Origin of the sequence: Nonomuraea typhae (assembly GCF_009760925.1) — a bacterium.
In the GTDB taxonomy this organism is placed as follows: domain Bacteria; phylum Actinomycetota; class Actinomycetes; order Streptosporangiales; family Streptosporangiaceae; genus Nonomuraea; species Nonomuraea typhae.
Genome location: NZ_VRLV01000022.1, coordinates 47,119 through 64,262 on the forward strand (window position 1 = coordinate 47,119; position 17,144 = coordinate 64,262).

General features: G+C 70.2%; 23 protein-coding genes and 1 pseudogene. 17 read left to right on the forward strand and 7 right to left on the reverse strand.

Annotation, left to right across the window (positions count from 1 at the left end; all coding sequences use genetic code 11):
* Positions 1 to 11: 11 nt before the first annotated feature.
* Genes FVE25_RS49340 through FVE25_RS49365 form a run of 6 tightly spaced genes read left to right on the forward strand, consistent with a single transcriptional unit; the run spans position 12 to position 5,034 of the window.
* Complete coding sequence (locus FVE25_RS49340; RefSeq protein WP_157254341.1) at positions 12 to 470, forward strand: MarR family winged helix-turn-helix transcriptional regulator; 459 nt, start codon at positions 12 to 14, stop codon at positions 468 to 470.
* 41 nt (positions 471 to 511) lie between these two features.
* A complete protein-coding gene (locus tag FVE25_RS49345) occupies positions 512 to 1,255 on the forward strand; it encodes an SDR family NAD(P)-dependent oxidoreductase (protein ID WP_157254342.1) in 744 nt (247 codons plus the stop codon).
* A 51-nt stretch (positions 1,256 to 1,306) separates the two neighbouring features.
* A complete protein-coding gene (gene purF / locus FVE25_RS49350; protein WP_157254343.1) occupies positions 1,307 to 2,743 on the forward strand; it encodes an amidophosphoribosyltransferase in 1,437 nt (478 codons plus the stop codon).
* Positions 2,740 to 3,765, forward strand: a complete 1,026-nt coding sequence (purM, locus tag FVE25_RS49355; RefSeq protein WP_157254344.1) for a phosphoribosylformylglycinamidine cyclo-ligase — start codon at positions 2,740 to 2,742, stop codon at positions 3,763 to 3,765. The genes purF and purM overlap by 4 nt, the downstream gene beginning before the upstream one ends.
* 26 nt (positions 3,766 to 3,791) lie before the next feature.
* On the forward strand, positions 3,792 to 4,112 hold the full coding sequence (locus FVE25_RS49360) for an NIPSNAP family protein (protein WP_219825987.1): 321 nt from the start codon (positions 3,792 to 3,794) through the stop codon (positions 4,110 to 4,112).
* Positions 4,113 to 4,158: 46 nt separating this feature from the next.
* On the forward strand, positions 4,159 to 5,034 hold the full coding sequence (locus FVE25_RS49365) for an ABC transporter ATP-binding protein (protein ID WP_157254346.1): 876 nt from the start codon (positions 4,159 to 4,161) through the stop codon (positions 5,032 to 5,034).
* Positions 5,035 to 5,041: 7 nt separating this feature from the next.
* Here the strand turns inward: FVE25_RS49365 and FVE25_RS54155 are convergent, their stop codons facing one another.
* Positions 5,042 to 5,263, reverse strand: coding sequence for a hypothetical protein (locus FVE25_RS54155; protein WP_181019960.1), 222 nt, complete (start codon positions 5,261 to 5,263; stop codon positions 5,042 to 5,044).
* 92 nt (positions 5,264 to 5,355) lie between these two features.
* On the opposite strand from FVE25_RS54155, the gene FVE25_RS49370 reads away from it, so the two are divergent.
* From FVE25_RS49370 to FVE25_RS49380, 3 genes are read left to right on the forward strand one after another with little or no spacing between them, the layout of a single operon-like run.
* Positions 5,356 to 5,562, forward strand: a complete 207-nt coding sequence (locus FVE25_RS49370; protein ID WP_157254347.1) for a hypothetical protein — start codon at positions 5,356 to 5,358, stop codon at positions 5,560 to 5,562.
* A complete protein-coding gene (locus tag FVE25_RS49375) occupies positions 5,559 to 6,671 on the forward strand; it encodes a sensor histidine kinase (protein WP_157254348.1) in 1,113 nt (370 codons plus the stop codon). Before FVE25_RS49370 ends, FVE25_RS49375 begins: the two co-directional genes overlap by 4 nt.
* Positions 6,668 to 7,261 (forward strand): response regulator transcription factor, encoded by a 594-nt coding sequence (locus FVE25_RS49380; RefSeq protein WP_157254349.1) that lies wholly within the window; start codon positions 6,668 to 6,670, stop codon positions 7,259 to 7,261. The genes FVE25_RS49375 and FVE25_RS49380 overlap by 4 nt, the downstream gene beginning before the upstream one ends.
* Here the strand turns inward: FVE25_RS49380 and FVE25_RS49385 are convergent.
* Positions 7,258 to 8,001 (reverse strand): TetR/AcrR family transcriptional regulator, encoded by a 744-nt coding sequence (locus FVE25_RS49385; RefSeq protein WP_157254350.1) that lies wholly within the window; start codon positions 7,999 to 8,001, stop codon positions 7,258 to 7,260. The genes FVE25_RS49380 and FVE25_RS49385 overlap by 4 nt on opposite strands.
* A 109-nt stretch (positions 8,002 to 8,110) precedes the next feature.
* Between FVE25_RS49385 and FVE25_RS49390 the strand changes: the two genes are divergently transcribed.
* A complete protein-coding gene (locus FVE25_RS49390; RefSeq protein WP_157254351.1) occupies positions 8,111 to 9,631 on the forward strand; it encodes an MFS transporter in 1,521 nt (506 codons plus the stop codon).
* A 56-nt stretch (positions 9,632 to 9,687) separates the two neighbouring features.
* Positions 9,688 to 10,284, forward strand: coding sequence for a GNAT family N-acetyltransferase (locus FVE25_RS49395; RefSeq protein WP_157254352.1), 597 nt, complete (start codon positions 9,688 to 9,690; stop codon positions 10,282 to 10,284).
* Here the strand turns inward: FVE25_RS49395 and FVE25_RS49400 are convergent.
* Positions 10,281 to 10,604 carry a DoxX family protein gene (locus FVE25_RS49400; RefSeq protein ID WP_157254353.1) on the reverse strand — a complete coding sequence of 108 codons (324 nt, stop codon included), beginning with the start codon at positions 10,602 to 10,604 and terminating at the stop codon, positions 10,281 to 10,283. The genes FVE25_RS49395 and FVE25_RS49400 overlap by 4 nt on opposite strands.
* 61 nt (positions 10,605 to 10,665) lie before the next feature.
* Between FVE25_RS49400 and FVE25_RS55970 the strand changes: the two are divergent.
* Positions 10,666 to 10,797, forward strand: a pseudogene (locus FVE25_RS55970) (LysR family transcriptional regulator); the annotation flags it as partial.
* On the opposite strand, the gene FVE25_RS55975 reads toward FVE25_RS55970, so the two are convergent.
* Positions 10,746 to 10,997 carry a hypothetical protein gene (locus tag FVE25_RS55975; protein WP_246268721.1) on the reverse strand — a complete coding sequence of 84 codons (252 nt, stop codon included), beginning with the start codon at positions 10,995 to 10,997 and terminating at the stop codon, positions 10,746 to 10,748. The pseudogene FVE25_RS55970 and the gene FVE25_RS55975 sit on opposite strands and share 52 nt — an antisense overlap.
* A 44-nt stretch (positions 10,998 to 11,041) precedes the next feature.
* On the opposite strand from FVE25_RS55975, the gene FVE25_RS55980 reads away from it, so the two are divergent.
* Together FVE25_RS55980 and FVE25_RS49410 are read left to right on the forward strand one after the other, a co-directional pair.
* The gene (locus FVE25_RS55980) at positions 11,042 to 11,557 is read left to right on the forward strand and encodes a LysR family substrate-binding domain-containing protein (RefSeq protein ID WP_246268687.1); all 516 of its coding nucleotides are present in this window, start codon (positions 11,042 to 11,044) and stop codon (positions 11,555 to 11,557) included.
* A 22-nt stretch (positions 11,558 to 11,579) separates the two neighbouring features.
* Positions 11,580 to 11,987, forward strand: coding sequence for a PPOX class F420-dependent oxidoreductase (locus FVE25_RS49410; RefSeq protein ID WP_157254354.1), 408 nt, complete (start codon positions 11,580 to 11,582; stop codon positions 11,985 to 11,987).
* A 1-nt stretch (position 11,988) separates the two neighbouring features.
* On the opposite strand, the gene FVE25_RS49415 is transcribed toward FVE25_RS49410, so the two are convergent.
* The gene (locus tag FVE25_RS49415) at positions 11,989 to 13,113 is read right to left on the reverse strand and encodes a serine hydrolase domain-containing protein (RefSeq protein ID WP_157254355.1); all 1,125 of its coding nucleotides are present in this window, start codon (positions 13,111 to 13,113) and stop codon (positions 11,989 to 11,991) included.
* A gap of 176 nt (positions 13,114 to 13,289) precedes the next feature.
* On the opposite strand from FVE25_RS49415, the gene FVE25_RS49420 reads away from it, so the two are divergent.
* Positions 13,290 to 13,997 carry a helix-turn-helix domain-containing protein gene (locus FVE25_RS49420; protein ID WP_157254356.1) on the forward strand — a complete coding sequence of 236 codons (708 nt, stop codon included), beginning with the start codon at positions 13,290 to 13,292 and terminating at the stop codon, positions 13,995 to 13,997.
* Between the two features lie 81 nt (positions 13,998 to 14,078).
* On the opposite strand, the gene FVE25_RS49425 is transcribed toward FVE25_RS49420, so the two are convergent.
* Both FVE25_RS49425 and FVE25_RS49430 read right to left on the reverse strand, forming a co-directional pair.
* Positions 14,079 to 14,315 (reverse strand): DUF3073 domain-containing protein, encoded by a 237-nt coding sequence (locus FVE25_RS49425; RefSeq protein WP_157254357.1) that lies wholly within the window; start codon positions 14,313 to 14,315, stop codon positions 14,079 to 14,081.
* 149 nt (positions 14,316 to 14,464) lie between these two features.
* Positions 14,465 to 15,544: a Glu/Leu/Phe/Val family dehydrogenase gene (locus FVE25_RS49430; RefSeq protein WP_157254358.1), complete on the reverse strand. Its 1,080-nt coding sequence runs from the start codon at positions 15,542 to 15,544 to the stop codon at positions 14,465 to 14,467.
* 107 nt (positions 15,545 to 15,651) lie between these two features.
* Between FVE25_RS49430 and FVE25_RS49435 the strand changes: the two genes are divergently transcribed.
* Positions 15,652 to 16,518 carry a DUF8083 family protein gene (locus FVE25_RS49435; protein WP_157254359.1) on the forward strand — a complete coding sequence of 289 codons (867 nt, stop codon included), beginning with the start codon at positions 15,652 to 15,654 and terminating at the stop codon, positions 16,516 to 16,518.
* Positions 16,519 to 16,852: 334 nt separating this feature from the next.
* A complete protein-coding gene (bldC, locus tag FVE25_RS49440; protein ID WP_013133571.1) occupies positions 16,853 to 17,056 on the forward strand; it encodes a developmental transcriptional regulator BldC in 204 nt (67 codons plus the stop codon).
* The last annotated feature ends 88 nt before the right edge of the window (positions 17,057 to 17,144 follow it).

Here is a 17,144-nt window from a genome sequence, read left to right on the forward strand (position 1 = left end):
AAGATGAAGACATGCTGGACGAGACCCTCACCTACGCGCTCATCAAGATCACCAAGGTGCACCGCTACCGGGTCGCGGCAGAGCTGTCGAAGCTGGGGCTACACGTGGGCCAGGAGATGCTGCTCAACCAGCTCTGGCGGGAGGACGGCCTGTCGCAGGGCGAGCTGATCGCGCGGCTGGGGGTGGAGCCGCCGACGGTGACGAAGACCATCCAGCGGCTGGAGCGGGCGGGGTTCGTGCGCCGGGAGCCCGATCCGATGCGGCCCCGGCTGAGCCATGTGCATCTGACGGAGGCGGGCAGGGCGCTGCGGGCGCCGGTGGAGGAGATCTGGGAGCGCAACGACCGGGAGGTCCTGGCCCAGCTCGAGCCGGAGGACCGCAAGACGCTGGTGCGCCTGGTGGGCCGGCTCTGGAGCTGTCCGTCCGCCCAGGGCGAAACTCCGTTGCATGGCGGGGAGGCATGTAGTTAGCTGGCTAATTAGTTGGCTAACACAGCACGAGGGAGTTCGTCATGCACGTCCTTGTCACCGGCGGCTCGTCCGGGATCGGCGCCGCCACCGCCCGCGCGTTCGGCAGAGAGGGCCACCGGGTCACCCTGACCTACAGATCCGGCCCCGACCGGGCGAAGCGGGTCGTCGAAGAGATCGAGCAGGCCGGCGGGACGGCGGCAGCCGTACCCATGGACCTGAGCGACCACGAGGGCATCCGCGCGGCCGTCGCCGCCGCCGGGCCGTTCGACTCGGTGATCGCGAACGCGGTGATGTGGGGCGGCGACGCGCCCCGGGAGGAGAGCTTCGAGGAGGTTCCGGCCGCGCACTGGAGCGAGATGCTGCACGCCAACGTGGTCGGCAACGTGGTGCTCACGCAGTCCGTGCTGCCGGCCATGCGGGAGAAGGGTTTCGGACGCATCGTGCTGGTCTCCTCCGGTATCGCCGAGGAGGGCACGCCGGGCTCCGGCCCGTACGGCACGGCCAAGATGGCCCTGCACGGCCTGGCCAGAACCCTGGCCTGGCAGGCGGGCGGCGACGGGATCCTGGTGAACGTGGCGGCCGTGGGGCTGACCAGAACCGACAGCACGCCCATTCCGGCCCAGGTGTTCGAGGCGATGGCCCGCCGTACCCCGGCCAGGAGGATGTCCACGGCCGACGACGTGGCCGCGCTGCTGGTGTTCCTCGGATCGGCGGCCAACCGCAACCTCACCGGCGAGATCATCCGAGAGGGGTCCAACGCGGCACGATCCGCCCATACCATGTGATCTAGCACCCGGGTGTGCGAGCAGGGTAGTGGCCGACCTAAACTGAGGCACGTGCTGAAGGGCGACGGCCGACTCGGCCATGACCTGGACCCTCAAGACCGTGCCCCCAAGGACGCCTGCGGGGTCTTCGGTGTATGGGCGCCAGGCGAGGAAGTTTCCAAACTCACCTACTACGGGCTGTACGCGTTGCAGCACCGCGGCCAGGAGTCCGCGGGCATCGCGGTCAGTGAAGGCAGCCGCATCCTCGTCTACAAGGACATGGGCCTGGTGGCCCAGGTCTTCGACGAGTCGGTGCTGGGCACCCTGCGCGGCCACCTGGCCGTCGGGCACTGCCGCTACTCCACCACCGGTTCCAGCGTGTGGGAGAACGCGCAGCCCACGCTGAGCTCGACCGAGGTCGGCGGCCTCGCGCTCGCCCACAACGGCAACCTGATCAACACCCCGGTTCTGGCCCAGCGCCTCGAGCCGGGCACCACCCGGGCCACCACCGACACCGAGGTCCTCACCACCCTGCTCGCGCAGGATCGCAGCCGTTCCATCGAGGACGCCGCCGCCGAGCTGCTGCCGCAGGTGCTCGGCGCCTACTCGCTGGTCTTCATGGACGAGAAGACGCTCTACGCGGCCCGCGACCCGCAGGGCATCCGCCCGCTGGTCCTGGGCCGTCTGGAGCGCGGCTGGGTGGTCGCCTCCGAGACGGCCGCGCTCGACATCGTGGGCGCCACGTTCGTGCGCGAGGTCGAGCCGGGTGAGATGCTCACCATCGACGAGCGCGGCGTGCGCTCGCGCCGGTTCGCGGTCGCCGAGCCGAGGGGCTGCCTGTTCGAGTACGTCTACCTGGCCCGCCCCGACACCACCATCGCCGGGCGCGGCGTGCAGGTCACCCGCGTCGAGGTGGGCCGGGTGCTGGCCCGCGAGCACCCGGTCGAGGCCGACCTGGTCATCCCGACGCCCGAGTCCGGCACCCCGGCCGCCGTCGGGTACGCCGAGGAGTCCGGCATCCCCTACGGCCAGGGCCTGGTCAAGAACTCCTACGTCGGCCGCACGTTCATCGAGCCGTCGCAGACCATCCGCCAGCTCGGCATCCGGCTCAAGCTCAACCCGCTGCGCGAGGTCGTCGAGGGCAAGCGGCTGGTCGTGGTCGACGACTCGATCGTGCGCGGCAACACCCAGCGCGCGATCGTCAAGATGCTGCGCGAGGCGGGGGCCCGTGAGGTGCACGTGCGCATCTCCTCTCCCCCGGTGGCCTGGCCGTGCTTCTACGGCATCGACTTCGCCACCCGCGCCGAGCTGATCGCCGGGTCGTTGTCGGTCGAGGAGATCCGCGCCTCGCTGGGCGCCGACTCGCTCGGCTACATCTCCCTGGAGGGCCTGACCGCGGCCACCACCATCCCGGCCGAGCGCCTGTGCCGTGCCTGCTTCGACGGCAGCTACCCGATCCCGATCGACCAGGACAACGTCGGGAAGTACGTGTTGGAGAGCACCAAGTGACAACGTATGAGGCCGCCGGTGTCGACATCGCGGCGGGCGAGCGGGCCGTCGAGCTGATGAAGGCGAAGGTCGCGCGCTCGCGGCGGCCCGAGGTGGTCGACGACGCCAGCGGCTTCGCCGGGTTGTTCGACGCCTCGTTCATGCTGCGCTACCAGCGGCCTCTGCTGGCCACCTCCACCGACGGCGTGGGCACGAAGGTCATGATCGCCCAGCAGTACGGCAAGCACGACACCATCGGCGTCGACCTGGTCGGCATGGTTCTTGACGACCTGGTGGTCTGCGGCGCCGAGCCGCTGTTCATGACCGACTACATCGCCTGCGGCAAGGTGGTGCCGGAGCGCATCGCCGAGATCGTGGGCGGGGTGGCCGAGGGCTGCCGCCTGGCCGGGGCCGCCCTGGTCGGCGGCGAGACCGCCGAGCACCCGGGGGCGATGGGCGCCGACGAGTACGATCTGGCCGGCGCCGGCACCGGCGTGGTCGAGGCGTCGGCCATGCTGGGCCCCGACCGGGTCAAGGCCGGGGACGTGGTGCTGGGCATGGCCTCGTCGGGGATCCATTCCAACGGCTACTCGCTGGTCCGGCACGTGCTGAAGAATGCCGGTCTGTCGCTGGACGCGGACCTGCCCGAGTTGTCGCGCCCGCTGGGCGAGGAACTGCTGGAGCCGACCCGCATCTACTCCCTCGACTGCCTGGAGCTGGCCAGGACGCTCGAGGTGCACGCGTACGCGCACATCACCGGCGGCGGCGTCGAGGGCAACATCGCCCGATCGCTGCCCCCGGGCCTGGACGCGGTGTTGTCGCGGGACTCGTGGACGGTTCCGGCCGTCTTCCAGGTGCTGGCCGGGCACGGCTCGATCGAGCGGCCCGCCCTCGACCGCACGTTCAACCTCGGCGTGGGCATGGCCGCGATCGTCGCGCCGGAGGCGGCCGATCCGGCCGTCCGTCTGCTGGAGTCGCGCGGGCTGCCCGCGTGGGTCCTCGGCGAGGTCGTCCCGGGTAGCGGACAAGCCCGATATGTCTAAGGGATGATCTCCCCATGATCCTGGAAATGCGCACTTACCGCCTCAAGCCGGGCACCCGGGACGCGTTCGTCCGGGCGATGCGGGAACAGGCCATCCCCATGCTGCTGGCCCACGGCATCGAGGTCGTGGGCTGCGGCCCGTCGCTGGCCGACGAGGACGGCCACGAGGAGGCGTACCTGCTGCGCGCCTTCGACTCGCTCGAGGCGCACGAGCGGCAGGAGGCGGCCTTCTACTCCAGCCCCACCTGGCTGGAGGGCCCGCGCCAGGCGATCGTCTCGCACATCGAGAGCTACCACAGCGTCGCGATCGACACGTCCCGCGCAGCCGTCAACGCCCTCAAACACTGACATACGGCACTACTAGCAGCACCACCCCGTCCCGCAGCCTGTTCCCATGCCTAACGCGCTGGAACTGAAGGCCGTCAGCAAACGCTACGGCGCCAGAACCGCCCTCGACGGCGTGAACCTCAGCGTCGACGAGGGCGAGACGATCGCGGTGCTCGGCCCGAACGGGGCGGGCAAGAGCACCATGCTGAACATCGCCCTCGGCCTGCTGCCCGCCACCTCGGGCAGCGCCACGGTGCTCGGCCGGAGCCCCGCCGCCGCACTGCGCGAGGGCCGCGTCGGCGTGCTCCTCCAGGAATCGGGGCTGCTGGAGGACGTGCCGGTCAAACAGCTGATCACGGCCGCCGCCGGAATGTACCCCAAACCACTCCCGGTCGAGCTGGTCATGCGCGCCGCCCGCGTGGACGACCTCGCCACCCGGCCGATCGGCAAGCTCTCCGGCGGCCAGCGGCAGCGGGTGCGCTTCGCCCTCGCACTGATCGGCGACCCGGACCTGCTGGTCCTCGACGAACCCACCGTGGGCCTCGACGTGGAGGGCCGGCGCGCCCTGTGGCAGGAGGTGCGCGCCCGCCGTCACACCACCCTCTTCGCCACCCATTACCTGACCGAGGCCGACGACTACGCCGACCGGGTGATCCTGCTGGCCGATGGCCGGATCGTCGCCGACGGCCCGGTGGAGACGATCAAGTCGCTGGTCGGCGGCCTCGAGGTGCGCTTCGCGCTGGACGGCGCCGACACGGGTCCGCTCTGGTCGCTGCCGGGCGTCCTGCGGGTCCGGGTCGAGGACGGCACCGCCGTACTGCAGACCGCCGCCTCCGACGCGACCCTCCGCGCGCTCTTCACGGCGCTGCCGGACGTCCGGGACGTGCGTACGGCCGGCACCGACCTCGAGAGCGCCTTCATGACGCTGACAGGAGGCGCCTGATGCGGTCCTACCTGAGGCTGGAGCTGGTGCGCGGCCTGCGCAACCCGGTGGGCCTGGTCATGACGACCGCCTTCCCCGTGGCGCTGTACCTGCTGTGGACGGAGGTGCTGCGCCTGGCCCCGCAGGGACAGGCCAACGTCAAAGACCACATGATGGTCTCGATGGCCACATACGGGGCGATGGGCGGCGCGATGTCCATCGGCGGCGCGATCGCCGTCGAACGCTCCAAGGGATGGCTGCGGCAGCTCGCCGTGACACCGCTGCCCGCGCACGGCTACATCTCGGCCAAGCTGCTCGCGGGCCTGGCCGGAATGCTGCTCCGTGCTGGGCGGGTTGTGGGTGCCCGTGCCGCTCATGCCGGAGGGGATGCGGACGCTGGCCGAGTTCAGCCCCGCCTACCAGTCCGGGTCCCTGGGGTGGGGAGCGCTGGCCGGCGATCCGCCGGCCGTGCGGTCGCTGGTGGTGCTGGCCGCGTGGACGCTGGTCTTCTCCGGACTGGCCGCCTGGCGTTACCGTCGGGCCCTGTGAAGGGGACCGACGATTTCCACCGCGGGCGGTCGGCGGCCCGGGCGGGCACGGCCGCCTGGTTGCTGATCACCGTGTGGCCCTTGTGGGTGCTGGTCGCCTCCGGCCCGAGTCCCCTGCGGGTCGTGGCGGCAGTGGCCGTGCTGATGGTCTTGGGCCGGTCCTGGCTGGTGACCATGTGGCGGTTCATCGGGCCGGGGGCCGGGTCGCCGCAGCCGTGGGCGGTGACCGTCCTGGTCGCGGCCGCGGCGGCGCTGCTGCCCCTGCTCGGGCCCACCTGGGCCTACGTCGCGTTCGTCTTCGTGATCACCGTGCTGGCGACGGTGCTCCGGGCAGCCGCGTTCGCCGCCGGCGCGGTCGCGACCGCCGCCGTGAGCACCGCCGTCGTCCTGGCCGACGGGCAGAACGCGTGGTGGCTGCCGCCGGTCGTGCTCACCCTGGCCCTCGCCGTGAACTCGACGAAGCAGATGGGCGTGCTGATCTGGCGGCTCGACACCGCCCGCGCCCAGGTGGCCACGCTGGCCGTGGACAACGAACGGCTGCGCTTCGCCCGCGACCTGCACGACACGCTCGGCCACACGCTGACCTCGATCACGATCAGGAGCCAGCTCGCCGCCCGCCTGGCCCGCACCGACCCCGAGCGGGCCGCCGGGGAGATGGCCGGCGTGGAGGCCACCGCCCGCCAGGCCCTCGACGAGGTACGGCACGCCGTGGCGGGCTACCGGACCCCGGAGCTGTCGGCGGAACTGGAGAAGGCGGCGCACACCATGAAGCTGGCCGGGATCGCGGTGCGGGTCTCCCCCGCCGGCGGCCCGATCCCGTGGGCGACCGAGACCCTGCTGGCCTGGGCGGTGCGGGAGGCGGCCACGAACGTGGTGCGGCACAGCCGGGCCGGGCAGTGCCGGATCACGCTGGGCGTGGAGGACGGCTGGGCGAGCCTGGACGTGTGTGACGACGGCTGCGCCGTACCGGATGCGGTGTCCGAGGGGAAGGGGAACGGGCTGCGCGGGCTGGCCGAGCGGGTGAGGGCGGCCGGTGGGGTGCTGGAGGCGGGCGCCAGGCCGGAGGGCGGGTACCGGTTGCGCGCCCGGGTTCCGCTGGAGGCGCCGTGATCCGCGTCCTGATCGCCGACGACCAGGAGCTCGTCAGGGGCGGGCTGGCGGCGTTGCTCAACCTGGAGGCCGACATCGAGGTGGTGGCCGAGGTGGGCCGGGGTGACCTGGTCGCCGCGGCTGCCGCGGAGCATCGGCCGGACGTGGTGCTGCTCGACATAGAGATGCCCGGGATGTCCGGGCTGGAAGTGGCCGAACGGCTGCGCGGCCACCGGGTGGTGATCGTGACCACGTTCGGCCGGCCCGGCTACCTGCGCCGGGCGCTGGATGCCGGGGCGGCGGGGTTCGTGGTCAAGGACGCTCCGGCGGCCGAGCTGGCGGAGGCGGTACGGCGGGTGATGGCGGGCGAGCGGGTGATCGATCCGAAGCTGGCCACGTCCGCGCGGGAGGTTGGGCCGAGCCCGCTCACGCCCCGCGAGCGGGAGGTGCTGCGGGCGGCCGGCGACGGCTCGACCGTGGCCGACCTCGCCGCCGGGTTGTTCCTGAGCGAGGGGACGGTGCGCAACTACCTGTCGTCGGCGATCGGCAAGACGGGCGCGCGCAACCGCGCCGAGGCGGTGCACGTGGCGCACTCGCGGGGCTGGCTCTAGCGGGTGCGCTCGTGGTGGGTGCGCTCGTGGTGGGCGGTGACGCCCTCCAGGATGCGGGCCAGGCCGTACTCGAAGCTCGCCTCGCGCATCTCCTCCGGCGGCCGGCCCTGGTAGCCGAGGTAGACGCTGCTCAGCAGCGGGAAGCCCTCCTCGGCGATCGTCTCGGCGTCCGGGAGCCTGCTGTCCAGCACGTCCTGCTCGGTCCAGCCGTCGCGGCGCAGGCGGGTCAGGGCCGCGGCCTCGCCGGCGCTCAGGCCGATGACGTAGGCGAAGACCAGCTTGAGGGTCTCGTCCGCGTCCTGGGTGGTGAAGCCGGCCATCACCTGGACCCCGAGCAGCCGCTCGGTGATCCGCATCATGTTCGGGCCGAAGAAGGTCGTGCCCACCCCGTCGAGGACGGCGGCGATCCACGGGTGTCCCAGGATGATCGCGCGCAGCCTCCTGGCCACGGTCTCCATCGCGGGCCGCCAGTCGTCCTGCGCGGGTAGCTCGATCTCGCCGAGGACCAGGTCGACGACCAGCTCGATGAGCTCGTCCTTGTTGGCCACGTGCGTGTAGAGGGACGTGGCGCCGGCGTTCAGTGCGGCTCCCAGGCGCCGCATGCTCAGCGCGTCGATGCCGTCGGCGTCGAGCAGCTTCAGCGCCTCGGCCACGATCTGCTCCCTGCTCAGGGCCGGATGCTCGCGCCGGCGCGGCTGCGGGCGGGTCCACACGGATGGGTACTGCTGCGCGTTCGCCATTGCGTCAGCATAGCGCACGGCCGCACATCGTGCGGAGTTGCGCACACTGTCTTCTGTCCGTACAGTGTTCGGAGTTGGCACACTGTACTCATCATGGAGGAGTGAAGACATGGCCGAACGTCATCCACGACGCTGGCTGATCCTTTTGGTGCTCTGCCTGAGCACGCTGGTGCTGGTCGTCGACAACGGCGTGCTCACCGTGGCGATCCCGCCGCTCACCGAAAACCTGCACGCGAGTCCCCAGGACATTCAGTGGATCATCGCGTCCTACATCCTGGTGTTCGCCGGCATGCTGCTCACCGCGGGCAGCCTCTCCGACCGGTACGGCCGGCGGAAGGTGATGGTCATCGGCTTGGCCGCCTTCGGCGTGGCCTCCCTCGTGGCCACCTATGCCACCAGCCCGGAGATGCTGATCGCCGGGCGGGTCCTCATGGGCGTCGGCGGCGCGCTGGTCATGCCGAGCACCTTGTCGATCCTGATCACGGTCTTCGACGCCCAGGAACGCCGCAGGGCGATGTCCATCTGGAGTTCGGCCCTCATGGTCGGCCTGATCGGCGGCCCGGTGGTGGGCGGCGTGCTGATCGCCAAGTTCTGGTGGGGTTCCGTCTTCCTCATCAACGTCCCGATCGCGATCATCGCCATCATCGCCGCGCTCACGCTGATGCCCGAGTCCAAGGGTCCCGCCCGCAAGGCCGACCCCCTCGGCGCCATCCTGTCGATGGTCGGCATGACCTCCGTGGTCGGCGCCATCATCTGGGTTCCCGAACACGGCATCGGCCACCCGCTCACCCTGACCGCGATCGCCCTGGCCGTGGTCGGCATGACCACCTTCGTCGTCTGGGAGCTGCGCACCCCCAACCCGATGGTCCCGCTCGCGCTCTTCCGCAACCGCAACTTCAGCGGTGGCAGCCTCTCCCTGGTCCTGCTGCAGATCGGCAACGGCGGCCTGGTGCTGGCGCTGACCCAGTACCTGCAGTTCGTGCTGGGCTTCACGCCCACCCAGACCGGCCTGGCGCTGATCCCGATGGCGGTCGCGGTGATCCTGGTCAACGCCGTCGCCTCCACGCTGGGCCAGCGCCTCGGCAACCGGCCGCTGGCCGTCTCCGGCCTGCTGACGAAGTGCGGCGGGTTCGCGTTCATGACCACGTTCGAGCCGGGTGACAGCTTCCTCAAGGTGGCCATCGCACTGACGATCTTCGGTATCGGCTCCGGTCTGGCACAGCCCGCGGCGATCACCGCGCTGATGGGCGCCGTCCCGCACGAGCACGCCGGCGTGGGCTCGGCGCTGAACGACACCGTCCAGCAGGCCGGCGCCGCGCTCGGCGTGGCCATCCTGGGCAGCCTCCTGGCCGGGACGTTCACCGGCGCCATGCCGCAGAGCGCGCCCGAGCAGGCCCGGCAGTCGATCGGGGACGCGCTCGCGGTGGCCGCGCAGACCGGCGACTCCGGGCTGGCCGAGGTGGCTCGCTCCGCCTTCACCAGCGGCATGGCGTTCACGTTCATGGCCGGGGCGTTCGGCGCGCTGGCGGCAGCCGTACTGGCCTTCGTCCTGCTGCGGGACCGCAAGCCCGGCGCGCACGCGAGGATCGCCGACGAGCAGCAGCCGCAGAAGGCCGAAGTCCTTCACTGACGGTAGGCATGGGCGGCCGGGGCTCCTCGAGGCCACGTGTTCTAGAGTGTCTCGCCATGACCGAGGGTTTGGTGCAGATCGCGGCGGAGATCGAGGAGTTCCTGGCCGGGCAGCCGCTGTCACGGGTGACGCTACGGCCGCTGACGCGGCACGACGAGACGGAGTTCACCGCGCTGGTACGCGCCAGCGCGGACCTCCACCATCCCTGGATGTCGCTGCCGGACACCGAGGAGGGGTTCCGCGCCTACCTCGCCCGCTTCGACCTCGTGACCGCCCGCCCGCTGCTGGTGTGCGTCCGGGAGACCGGCGACATCACCGGCATGATCAACATCAACAGCATCATCCGCGGCCGGTTCCAGAACGGCTCGCTGGGCTACGCCGCCTTCGCACCGAGCGCCGGCCGCGGCTACATGACCGAGGGGCTGGGCCTGGTCCTGCGCTACGCCTTCGGCCAGCTCCGCCTGCACCGGCTGGAGGCGCAGATCCAGCCGGGCAACACGGCCTCCATCAAGCTCGTGCGCCGGCTCGGCTTCCGCTTCGAGGGACTCTCCCCGGCGCTGCTGTTCATCAACGGCGCCTGGGAGGACCACGAACGCTGGGCCATCCACAACCCGCAGCCCTGGCCCGCGCACCCCTCGCTGCCGAACCCCTAGAACGCCGTCAGGCAGGCGGCGGCGAGCACGAGGAAGGCGCCGGGAAAAGGCAGGTCCCTGTAGCAGCGGGCGCGGATGACGGTGAAGACCGCCCCCGCGAAGTACACCACCAGCCCCAGCGCGGCGGCCAGGCCGAGAGCCGGAACCACGAGGCCGGCCAGCAACCCGGCGGCCCCCGCCGCCTTGGCCAGGCCGAGAAGAGCCAGCCACGAGCGCGGCACGCCGTACCTGTCCATGTTGTCCAGGACCCACCCCACGCGCAGGAAGTCGACGGCGGCCGCCCCCACGGTGAACACCACGGTCACGAGCACAAGAAGCATGCGTCAACCCTGACCGGGCGGCTCCTGGAGCGTCCAATAGCAGCATCGATAACCTATTGGCATGGATGTGGACACCCGGCTGGTCCGCTACTTCCTGACCGTCGCCGCCGAGGGCAACCTCACCCGGGCCGCCGAACGCCTCTATCTCTCCCAGCCCGCGCTCACCAAGCAGATCCGGCGCCTGGAGACGCAGCTCGGCGTCCGCCTGTTCACCCGTTCGCGGGCGGGGATGGCCCTGACGGAGGCCGGGCGGTCACTGGCCGGCGACGCCCCCGCGCTGCTGGCCACCTGCGACGAGGTGTTGCGCGCGACCAAGAGCGCCGCCAGCCGGGCCGCCCGCGTCCTGCGCGTCGGCTTCCTGGCCAGCGCCGCCAACGAGGCCACCCCGGACATCGTCGCCGCCTTCACCCGCCTGCGGGCCCGGCTGGCGCGTGGAGATGCGCCAATCGTCCTGGTCGGACCCGACCGCCGGGCTGGCCGAGGGAGAGGTGGACGCCGCCCTGGTCCGCCTGCCGTTCCCCGGGCAGGAGGCGCTGCGGGTCGTGGTCCTGTTCAGCGAGCCGCGCTGGGCGGCCCTTCCCTCCACCCATCCCCTGGCCGCCGAGGAGGAGATCCCCTTCTCCGCGCTGTGGGACGAGCCCTTCGTCGCCGCCCCTCTGGAGACCGGCGCCTGGCGTGACTACTGGCTGGCCGCCGGCGAGCGCGGCGGCCGCCCGCCCCGCGTCGGCGCCGTCACCGACCACCCGGACGAATGGCTCCAGGCCATCGCGAACGGGTACGGCGTGGCCCTCGCGCCCGCCTCCGCCGCCCGCTACTACGCCCGCCCCGGCGTCACCTTCCGCCCGCTCACCGGCGTCAGCCCCAGCCGGTGCGGTGTTGCCTGGCCGCCCTCGGCCGACGCCAACCCCGTCCTGCAGGACTTCGTCCGCTGCTGCGTGGAGCACTCGTGCTGATCTCCATGATGGGATGGCCTTCATGAGCGTTTCACTGAGCGACAGCGCCCGGAAGATCCTCAACGCCCCCAACATCGGCATCCTGGCGACCATCAACCCCGACGGCAGCCCGCAGACCTCGGTCGTCTGGGTGGCCACGGACGGCGACGACGTGGTCATCTCCTCCCAGGCGGGCAGGCGGAAGATCACCAATCTCGAGCGGGACCCGCGGGCCAGCCTCAGCGTGTTCGACCTGGCCGACCCCGAGCGCTACGTCGAGGTGCGCGGCGAGGCGACGGTCGCCGAGGACGCGGGGCGGCGGCTGGCGGCGGAACTGGCCGAGAGGTACGACGGCGAGGGCGCCGGGCAGGAGTACCTCGACCTGCCCGCCGCCACGGTGCGCGTGGTCATCCGGCTGAGGCCGCATCGCCTGGCCGGCAACGCCGTCTGACCTACTTGCCGCGGCCGAACTCCGCCGCGACGAGGTCGAAGGCGAGCTCCCAGGTCTTCCACTCGGTGTTGGTGTGGACGGCGATCGTGTGCTCGCCGTCCAGGGTGCCGAAGATGTGGAAGTACGAACCCCACAGGCTGCCGCCCAAACCGCGCAGGGGCGCGTTGTCGAGCTCGAACACCCCCAGGCCGTAGCGGGCGTTCGGCATCCAGTGGCCGCCCTCGGTGGAGACGGTGGTCCACATCTTCTCCTGCTGCTCCGCCGGCAGGAGGCCGCCGGCGGAGACCGCGGTGAAGAAGCGGCCCATGTCGCCAACGGTCGAGACGACGCCGCCGGCCGACCAGCCCGCCGAGCTGTTGAACGCGGTGATGTCGAGGGGCGTCAGGCCGGGCTCCTCCATCATCGACTGCCAGTTCTCCGCCGTGACGTCGGCCGGGTCGGCGCCTTCCTTGAGGAACTGCGAGGTGTAGAACGACGGGTGCGGGTCCGGGTAGCCGGTCTCGTGGAGGCCGCGCACGTGGGTGCCGGTCAGCCCGAGGGGCTTGATGACGGTACGGTCGACCTCGTCGGCGTAGCTGTTGCCGGTGACCGCCTCGATGACCGCACCCGCGACGTAGAAGCCGCCGTTGGAGTAGGCGAAGGCGGCTCCCGGCTCGAAGATCGGCGGCTGGGAGACCGCGAGCTTCAGCAGGTCCTCCTTGGTCCATACCTTGAAGCGGTTGCGGTCGAACATCGAGCGGGTGGCGTACGGCCGTGACATCTCGGGCGCGATGCCGGTGATGAACATGCCGCTGGTGTTGCTGAGCAGGTGCCTGATGGTGATCTTGTTGCCGTCGTAGCCGTTGCCGCCGCCGAGCATGCCGGGCAGCCACTTCTCCACGGGGTCCTCGATGGTCAGCCTGCCCTCGGCCTCCAGCTGCAGCATCGCGGCGGCGGTGAACGCCTTGCCGGAGCTGCCCATGTGCATGTACTCGCCGGGCACGCGCCGGGCGCCGGTGGTGAGATCGGCCACGCCTGCCGTGCCGAACCAGGTCTCGCCGCCGTCGCGGATCTCGACGACGGCGCCGGGCACGCCGTACTTCTCGATCGCCTGGTCAAGCACGCGCTGCACGTCTTCGTACGACATATCTCGATTCCTCGCGTTTCACTCGCCGTTACAACACCTCGAAAGTTACGTTGCATACACGGATCGGTCAATCGCGATTTCCTGAAGCAACATGCATATAGGCAGCTCAGAGCAGAAAATTTGTTGCACCTAATCTGCGGGTTAATGCAAGGTCGACGTTGCGTTAGGCTGGCACCATGCCTGGAGAGAGGCTCACACAGCAGGACCGCCGCCAGATCGCGGCCGGACTTGCCCATGGGCACACCTACGCCGCCATCGCCCGCCGCCTCGGGCGGCCGACCTCGACCGTCACCCGTGAGGTCATGCGCAACGGCGGCCCGCACGCCTACCACCCCGAGCGGGCCCAGCGCGCCGGCGAAGGCCGCACGCGCCGGCGCGCGAGCGCCCCGCGCGCCTCCGCGCCCGCCCCGGGCGGACACGACCCGCGCACGGTGGAGAGGGTCTCGGCGCACCTGGCCGACCAGATGGTCCTGTCGGGGCTGCCCCAGATGATGGCCAGGGTGATGGCCGCGTTGTTCACCACCGACAGCGGCAGCCTCACCTCGGCCGAGCTCGTGCGGCTCCTGCGCGTCAGCCCGGCCTCGATCTCCAAGGCCGTCGGCTACCTGGAGGCCCAGGAGCTCATCCGCCGCGAGCGCGACCCACGCCGCCGCGCCGACCTGTACGTGATCGACGACCGCACGTGGTATCACGCCATGATCGCCAGCGCCCGCCTCGCCAGCCTGGTGGCCACCGGCGCGCACGACGGCGCCCGGGCGCTCGGCCCGGACTCGCCCGCCGGGAGCCGGCTGGAGAACCTCGGCCGCTTCATCATCAGCGTCAACGAAGACCTGGTCCGCTCGGCCGAGCACTGGAGCCGGGTGTATTTCCCCCGGGACTCCTAGCGAAATCCCGCGCACACACAGACACCCGATGTGATTGATTCCACATCGGGTGCCTGGCTACAACGTCAACCTGAAGAGCGGCTATCTGCGTTCGGACGAACGGTCATCGTCATCGTCGTCGTCTCCGGCGCCGTATTGATCGGCGTAATCGGCATACCGATCCGCCAGCTCATCGTTGAGGTCGTCGGCGTCATCGTTGTGGCTGGAGTCTCCGACTCCGAGTTCGTCGCGAAGACGATCAAGATCTGTGCCACCGCTGTTGTACTTCAGCTGGCGAGCAACCTTGACCTGCTTGGCCTTTGCTCGGCCGCGCCCCATTGGCTCGACCCCCTCGTGTGGGGTCGTCCCCGACCCCTCGTCGCTAACGCACCACACACCGACGTCACTGTCTCGGACGTCAGCCTCTTGTTCGCCTATTACCGTACCTGTTTTGTGCCCAGCTCGGTACGTCGTATGGACGTGGGGCGTCAGGCGCCCAGCCAAATGCCCCTGATTCGCCCGACTTCCGACATTCTGCGCTCGGCCAGCCTATCCGCTGCGACGGCTGGAGGTACGCCTTCTTCTGCGGCGATTCCGAAGATCTTCAAAGTCGTGTCGTAGATCTTGGCCGCCCTGGACCGCGCGCGGTCCATGTTGAAGCCCTCGATCTCGTCCGCGACCTGGATGACGCCTCCGGAGTTCACCACGTAGTCGGGAGCGTAGAGGATTCCGCGCTCGGCGAGTTGCTTTTCCACGCCGGGGTGTGCCAGCTGGTTGTTGGCCGCGCCGCAGACGATCTTGGCGCGCAGCGTCTCGACGACCGAGTCGGTCAGCGCGCCGCCCAGGGCGCAGGGGGCGAAGACGTCGATGTCGGCCGTGGCCAGCTCGGCCGCGTCGGCCACGACGTCGGCTTCGGGGTGGCGCAGCCGTACCCGCTCGACGGCCGCCTCGCTGACGTCGCAGATCACCACCTCCGCGCCGTCCTCGCGCAGAAGGTCCACCAGGCGGTGGCCGACCTTGCCGACCCCTTCCACGCCGACCCGCTTGCCGTGCAGGGACGGCGTGCCGTACACCCGCTCGGCCGAGGCGCGCATGCCCTGGAAGACGCCGAACGAGGTGAGGATGGAGGAGTCGCCGGCGCCGCCGTGCTCCACGGTGCGCCCGGTGACGAAACGGGACTCCCTGGCGACGAGGTCCATGTCGGGGCTGTAGGTGCCGACGTCGCAGGCGGTGATGTAGCGTCCGCCGAGCGACTGGACGAAGCGGCCGTAGGCCCTCAGCAGGGCCTCCGTCTTCTGGGTCGCCGGGTCGCCGATGATGACGGCCTTGCCGCCACCGAGGTCGAGACCGGCGAGGGCGTTCTTGTACGACATGCCCTTGGCCAGGTTGAGCACGTCGGCCAGGGCGGCCTGTTCGCTCTCGTAGGGGTAGAAACGCGTGCCGCCGAGAGCGGGGCCTAGCTGGGTGTTGTGGATGGCGATGATCGCGCGGAGGCCGCTCTGCTCGTCGGCGCAGAAGACGACCTGTTCGTGAACGTCCTTGTGGGACGTGCCGAAGACGTCGGTCACGGTAGTGACTCCCTGTCCGGTCCGCCGCACCTTCGCGGCGGAGATCACCTCTCAGGGTAGTGGCAGCAACGGTGCAAGCAGGCTGTCTTCATGACACGATGCCTTCCGTGCTGCCCTACGCCGCGTACCTCCGCGTCTATGAGCCGCTGACCGCCTTCAGCGAGTCCGAGCGGAAGGTCTGGGCCGATTACGCCGAGTCGCGCGACCGCCCGCGCCGGGCGAACGCGCTTCAGGCCGAGCATGGCGAGTCCCTCCGGCGCCTCCTCGCCGTGCCGCCGCACCCCGCGCCCGCCCAGGAGAGTCCCAACGCCTATTTGCGGCGTGTGGAGGATCGTCTCTACGTCTGCCCCTGGCAGACCCGGTTGCGCTCGTGGCTGGCGTTCTCACGGCTGCGCGGAACCACTCCGGTGAAGATGATGGACCGGTTCGTCCCCAAGTCAATCGCCGAGCAGACGGCCGACGACTTCGACCGCTTCAAGCGCCAGGGCGGCGCCTCGGCGCTGCGCACGCACATCAGGACCACGGCCTGGCACGTGCCGCCCTCCTGGTTCATCCCGTTCGACGGCAACGAGCGGTGGCTCGTGCTGGGCTCGGCGCCGGCCAAGGGCCAGGACCTCACCACGGCCACGGGCCGCAACCTCATCTACGTGACCTCCATGGCCCAGGCCAGGCGGCGCTGCGCCAAGGCGCTGCAGGTGCTGCGCAAGCATCTGGGCGACGTGGCTGCGGGGCTGGACGTGGAAGACGTGGCACGCTGGCTGGAGGACTTCCATCCGCATTCGCTGGTGGAGCTCGACTACGGCGGGCTCGTGCACGTGATGGACGACGACGCGCTTCAGGCGGACCAGTCGGTTGCGGAGCTTTCGGCAGCTTTGACCGGTTTGGAGACGGGTCAAGAAGAGCTTGCGTTCGCAATGTATCAGCGCGTGATCTTGCGCTGGAAGTCAATGCAACTTCTGGAATCTGCCAACTGAACCCCATACAGGGGTCCTGACCAGCAAGAGCATGGCATGAGTAGGTCACGTGTCACGGCTACTGGCTTCTGCGAACTGAGTAGTTTGCCGTTTTCACTGCGATACCACGAAACGTGTCGCTAGAATCACCGAGCGTGACATCGCCATGTGGGCGGGCAGTTGGGTCAAAGAAGGGCTCGCCAATCGCTCTGCGTGGCGGTATGGTCACTTCGGGTGATGCCGCATATGGCTCGGAAAAGCCGCACGTTCTGGGCCATAGGGGGACATCCGTGACACGCGCACAAGCAGTCGCAGGATCGCGAATGCCGGTCCACACGGAGGAGAGGCCGCACAAATGTCAGCTCGTACACCCGAGGCCGAGCCGCTGCTCACGCCCGCTGAGGTCGCGACCATGTTCAGGGTCGACCCCAAGACCGTTACCCGGTGGGCCAAGGCGGGCAAACTGACGTCGATTCGCACCCTCGGCGGTCACCGGCGATACCGGGAGACCGAGGTTCGTGCACTGCTGGCGGGGATTCCGCAGCAGCGCTCGGAGTAACACCGAGGTCGTCACGGACCTATAGGGGGGTTTCACGGTGGGCCAGGGTCATCGGCCCGGTCCACCCGCGTGACGACGTCATGTCGCC

Excerpts from the sequence above, each read along its gene's own strand:
- FVE25_RS49390 (WP_157254351.1), top strand. The coding sequence starts at position 8,111 with ATGGCCGAACGTCATCCACGACGCTGGCTGATCCTTTTGGTGCTCTGC.
- FVE25_RS49400 (WP_157254353.1), bottom strand. The coding sequence starts at position 10,604 with ATGCTTCTTGTGCTCGTGACCGTGGTGTTCACCGTGGGGGCGGCCGCC.
- FVE25_RS49420 (WP_157254356.1), top strand. The coding sequence starts at position 13,290 with ATGCCTGGAGAGAGGCTCACACAGCAGGACCGCCGCCAGATCGCGGCC.
- FVE25_RS49410 (WP_157254354.1), top strand. The coding sequence starts at position 11,580 with ATGAGCGTTTCACTGAGCGACAGCGCCCGGAAGATCCTCAACGCCCCC.
- FVE25_RS49340 (WP_157254341.1), top strand. The coding sequence starts at position 12 with ATGCTGGACGAGACCCTCACCTACGCGCTCATCAAGATCACCAAGGTG.
- FVE25_RS49360 (WP_219825987.1), top strand. The coding sequence starts at position 3,792 with ATGCGCACTTACCGCCTCAAGCCGGGCACCCGGGACGCGTTCGTCCGG.
- FVE25_RS49395 (WP_157254352.1), top strand. The coding sequence starts at position 9,688 with ATGACCGAGGGTTTGGTGCAGATCGCGGCGGAGATCGAGGAGTTCCTG.
- FVE25_RS49425 (WP_157254357.1), bottom strand. The coding sequence starts at position 14,315 with ATGGGGCGCGGCCGAGCAAAGGCCAAGCAGGTCAAGGTTGCTCGCCAG.
- FVE25_RS49385 (WP_157254350.1), bottom strand. The coding sequence starts at position 8,001 with ATGGCGAACGCGCAGCAGTACCCATCCGTGTGGACCCGCCCGCAGCCG.
- FVE25_RS55980 (WP_246268687.1), top strand. The coding sequence starts at position 11,042 with ATGCGCCAATCGTCCTGGTCGGACCCGACCGCCGGGCTGGCCGAGGGA.
- bldC (WP_013133571.1), top strand. The coding sequence starts at position 16,853 with ATGTCAGCTCGTACACCCGAGGCCGAGCCGCTGCTCACGCCCGCTGAG.
- FVE25_RS49345 (WP_157254342.1), top strand. The coding sequence starts at position 512 with ATGCACGTCCTTGTCACCGGCGGCTCGTCCGGGATCGGCGCCGCCACC.
- FVE25_RS49365 (WP_157254346.1), top strand. The coding sequence starts at position 4,159 with ATGCCTAACGCGCTGGAACTGAAGGCCGTCAGCAAACGCTACGGCGCC.
- FVE25_RS55975 (WP_246268721.1), bottom strand. The coding sequence starts at position 10,997 with ATGTCCGGGGTGGCCTCGTTGGCGGCGCTGGCCAGGAAGCCGACGCGC.
- FVE25_RS49415 (WP_157254355.1), bottom strand. The coding sequence starts at position 13,113 with ATGTCGTACGAAGACGTGCAGCGCGTGCTTGACCAGGCGATCGAGAAG.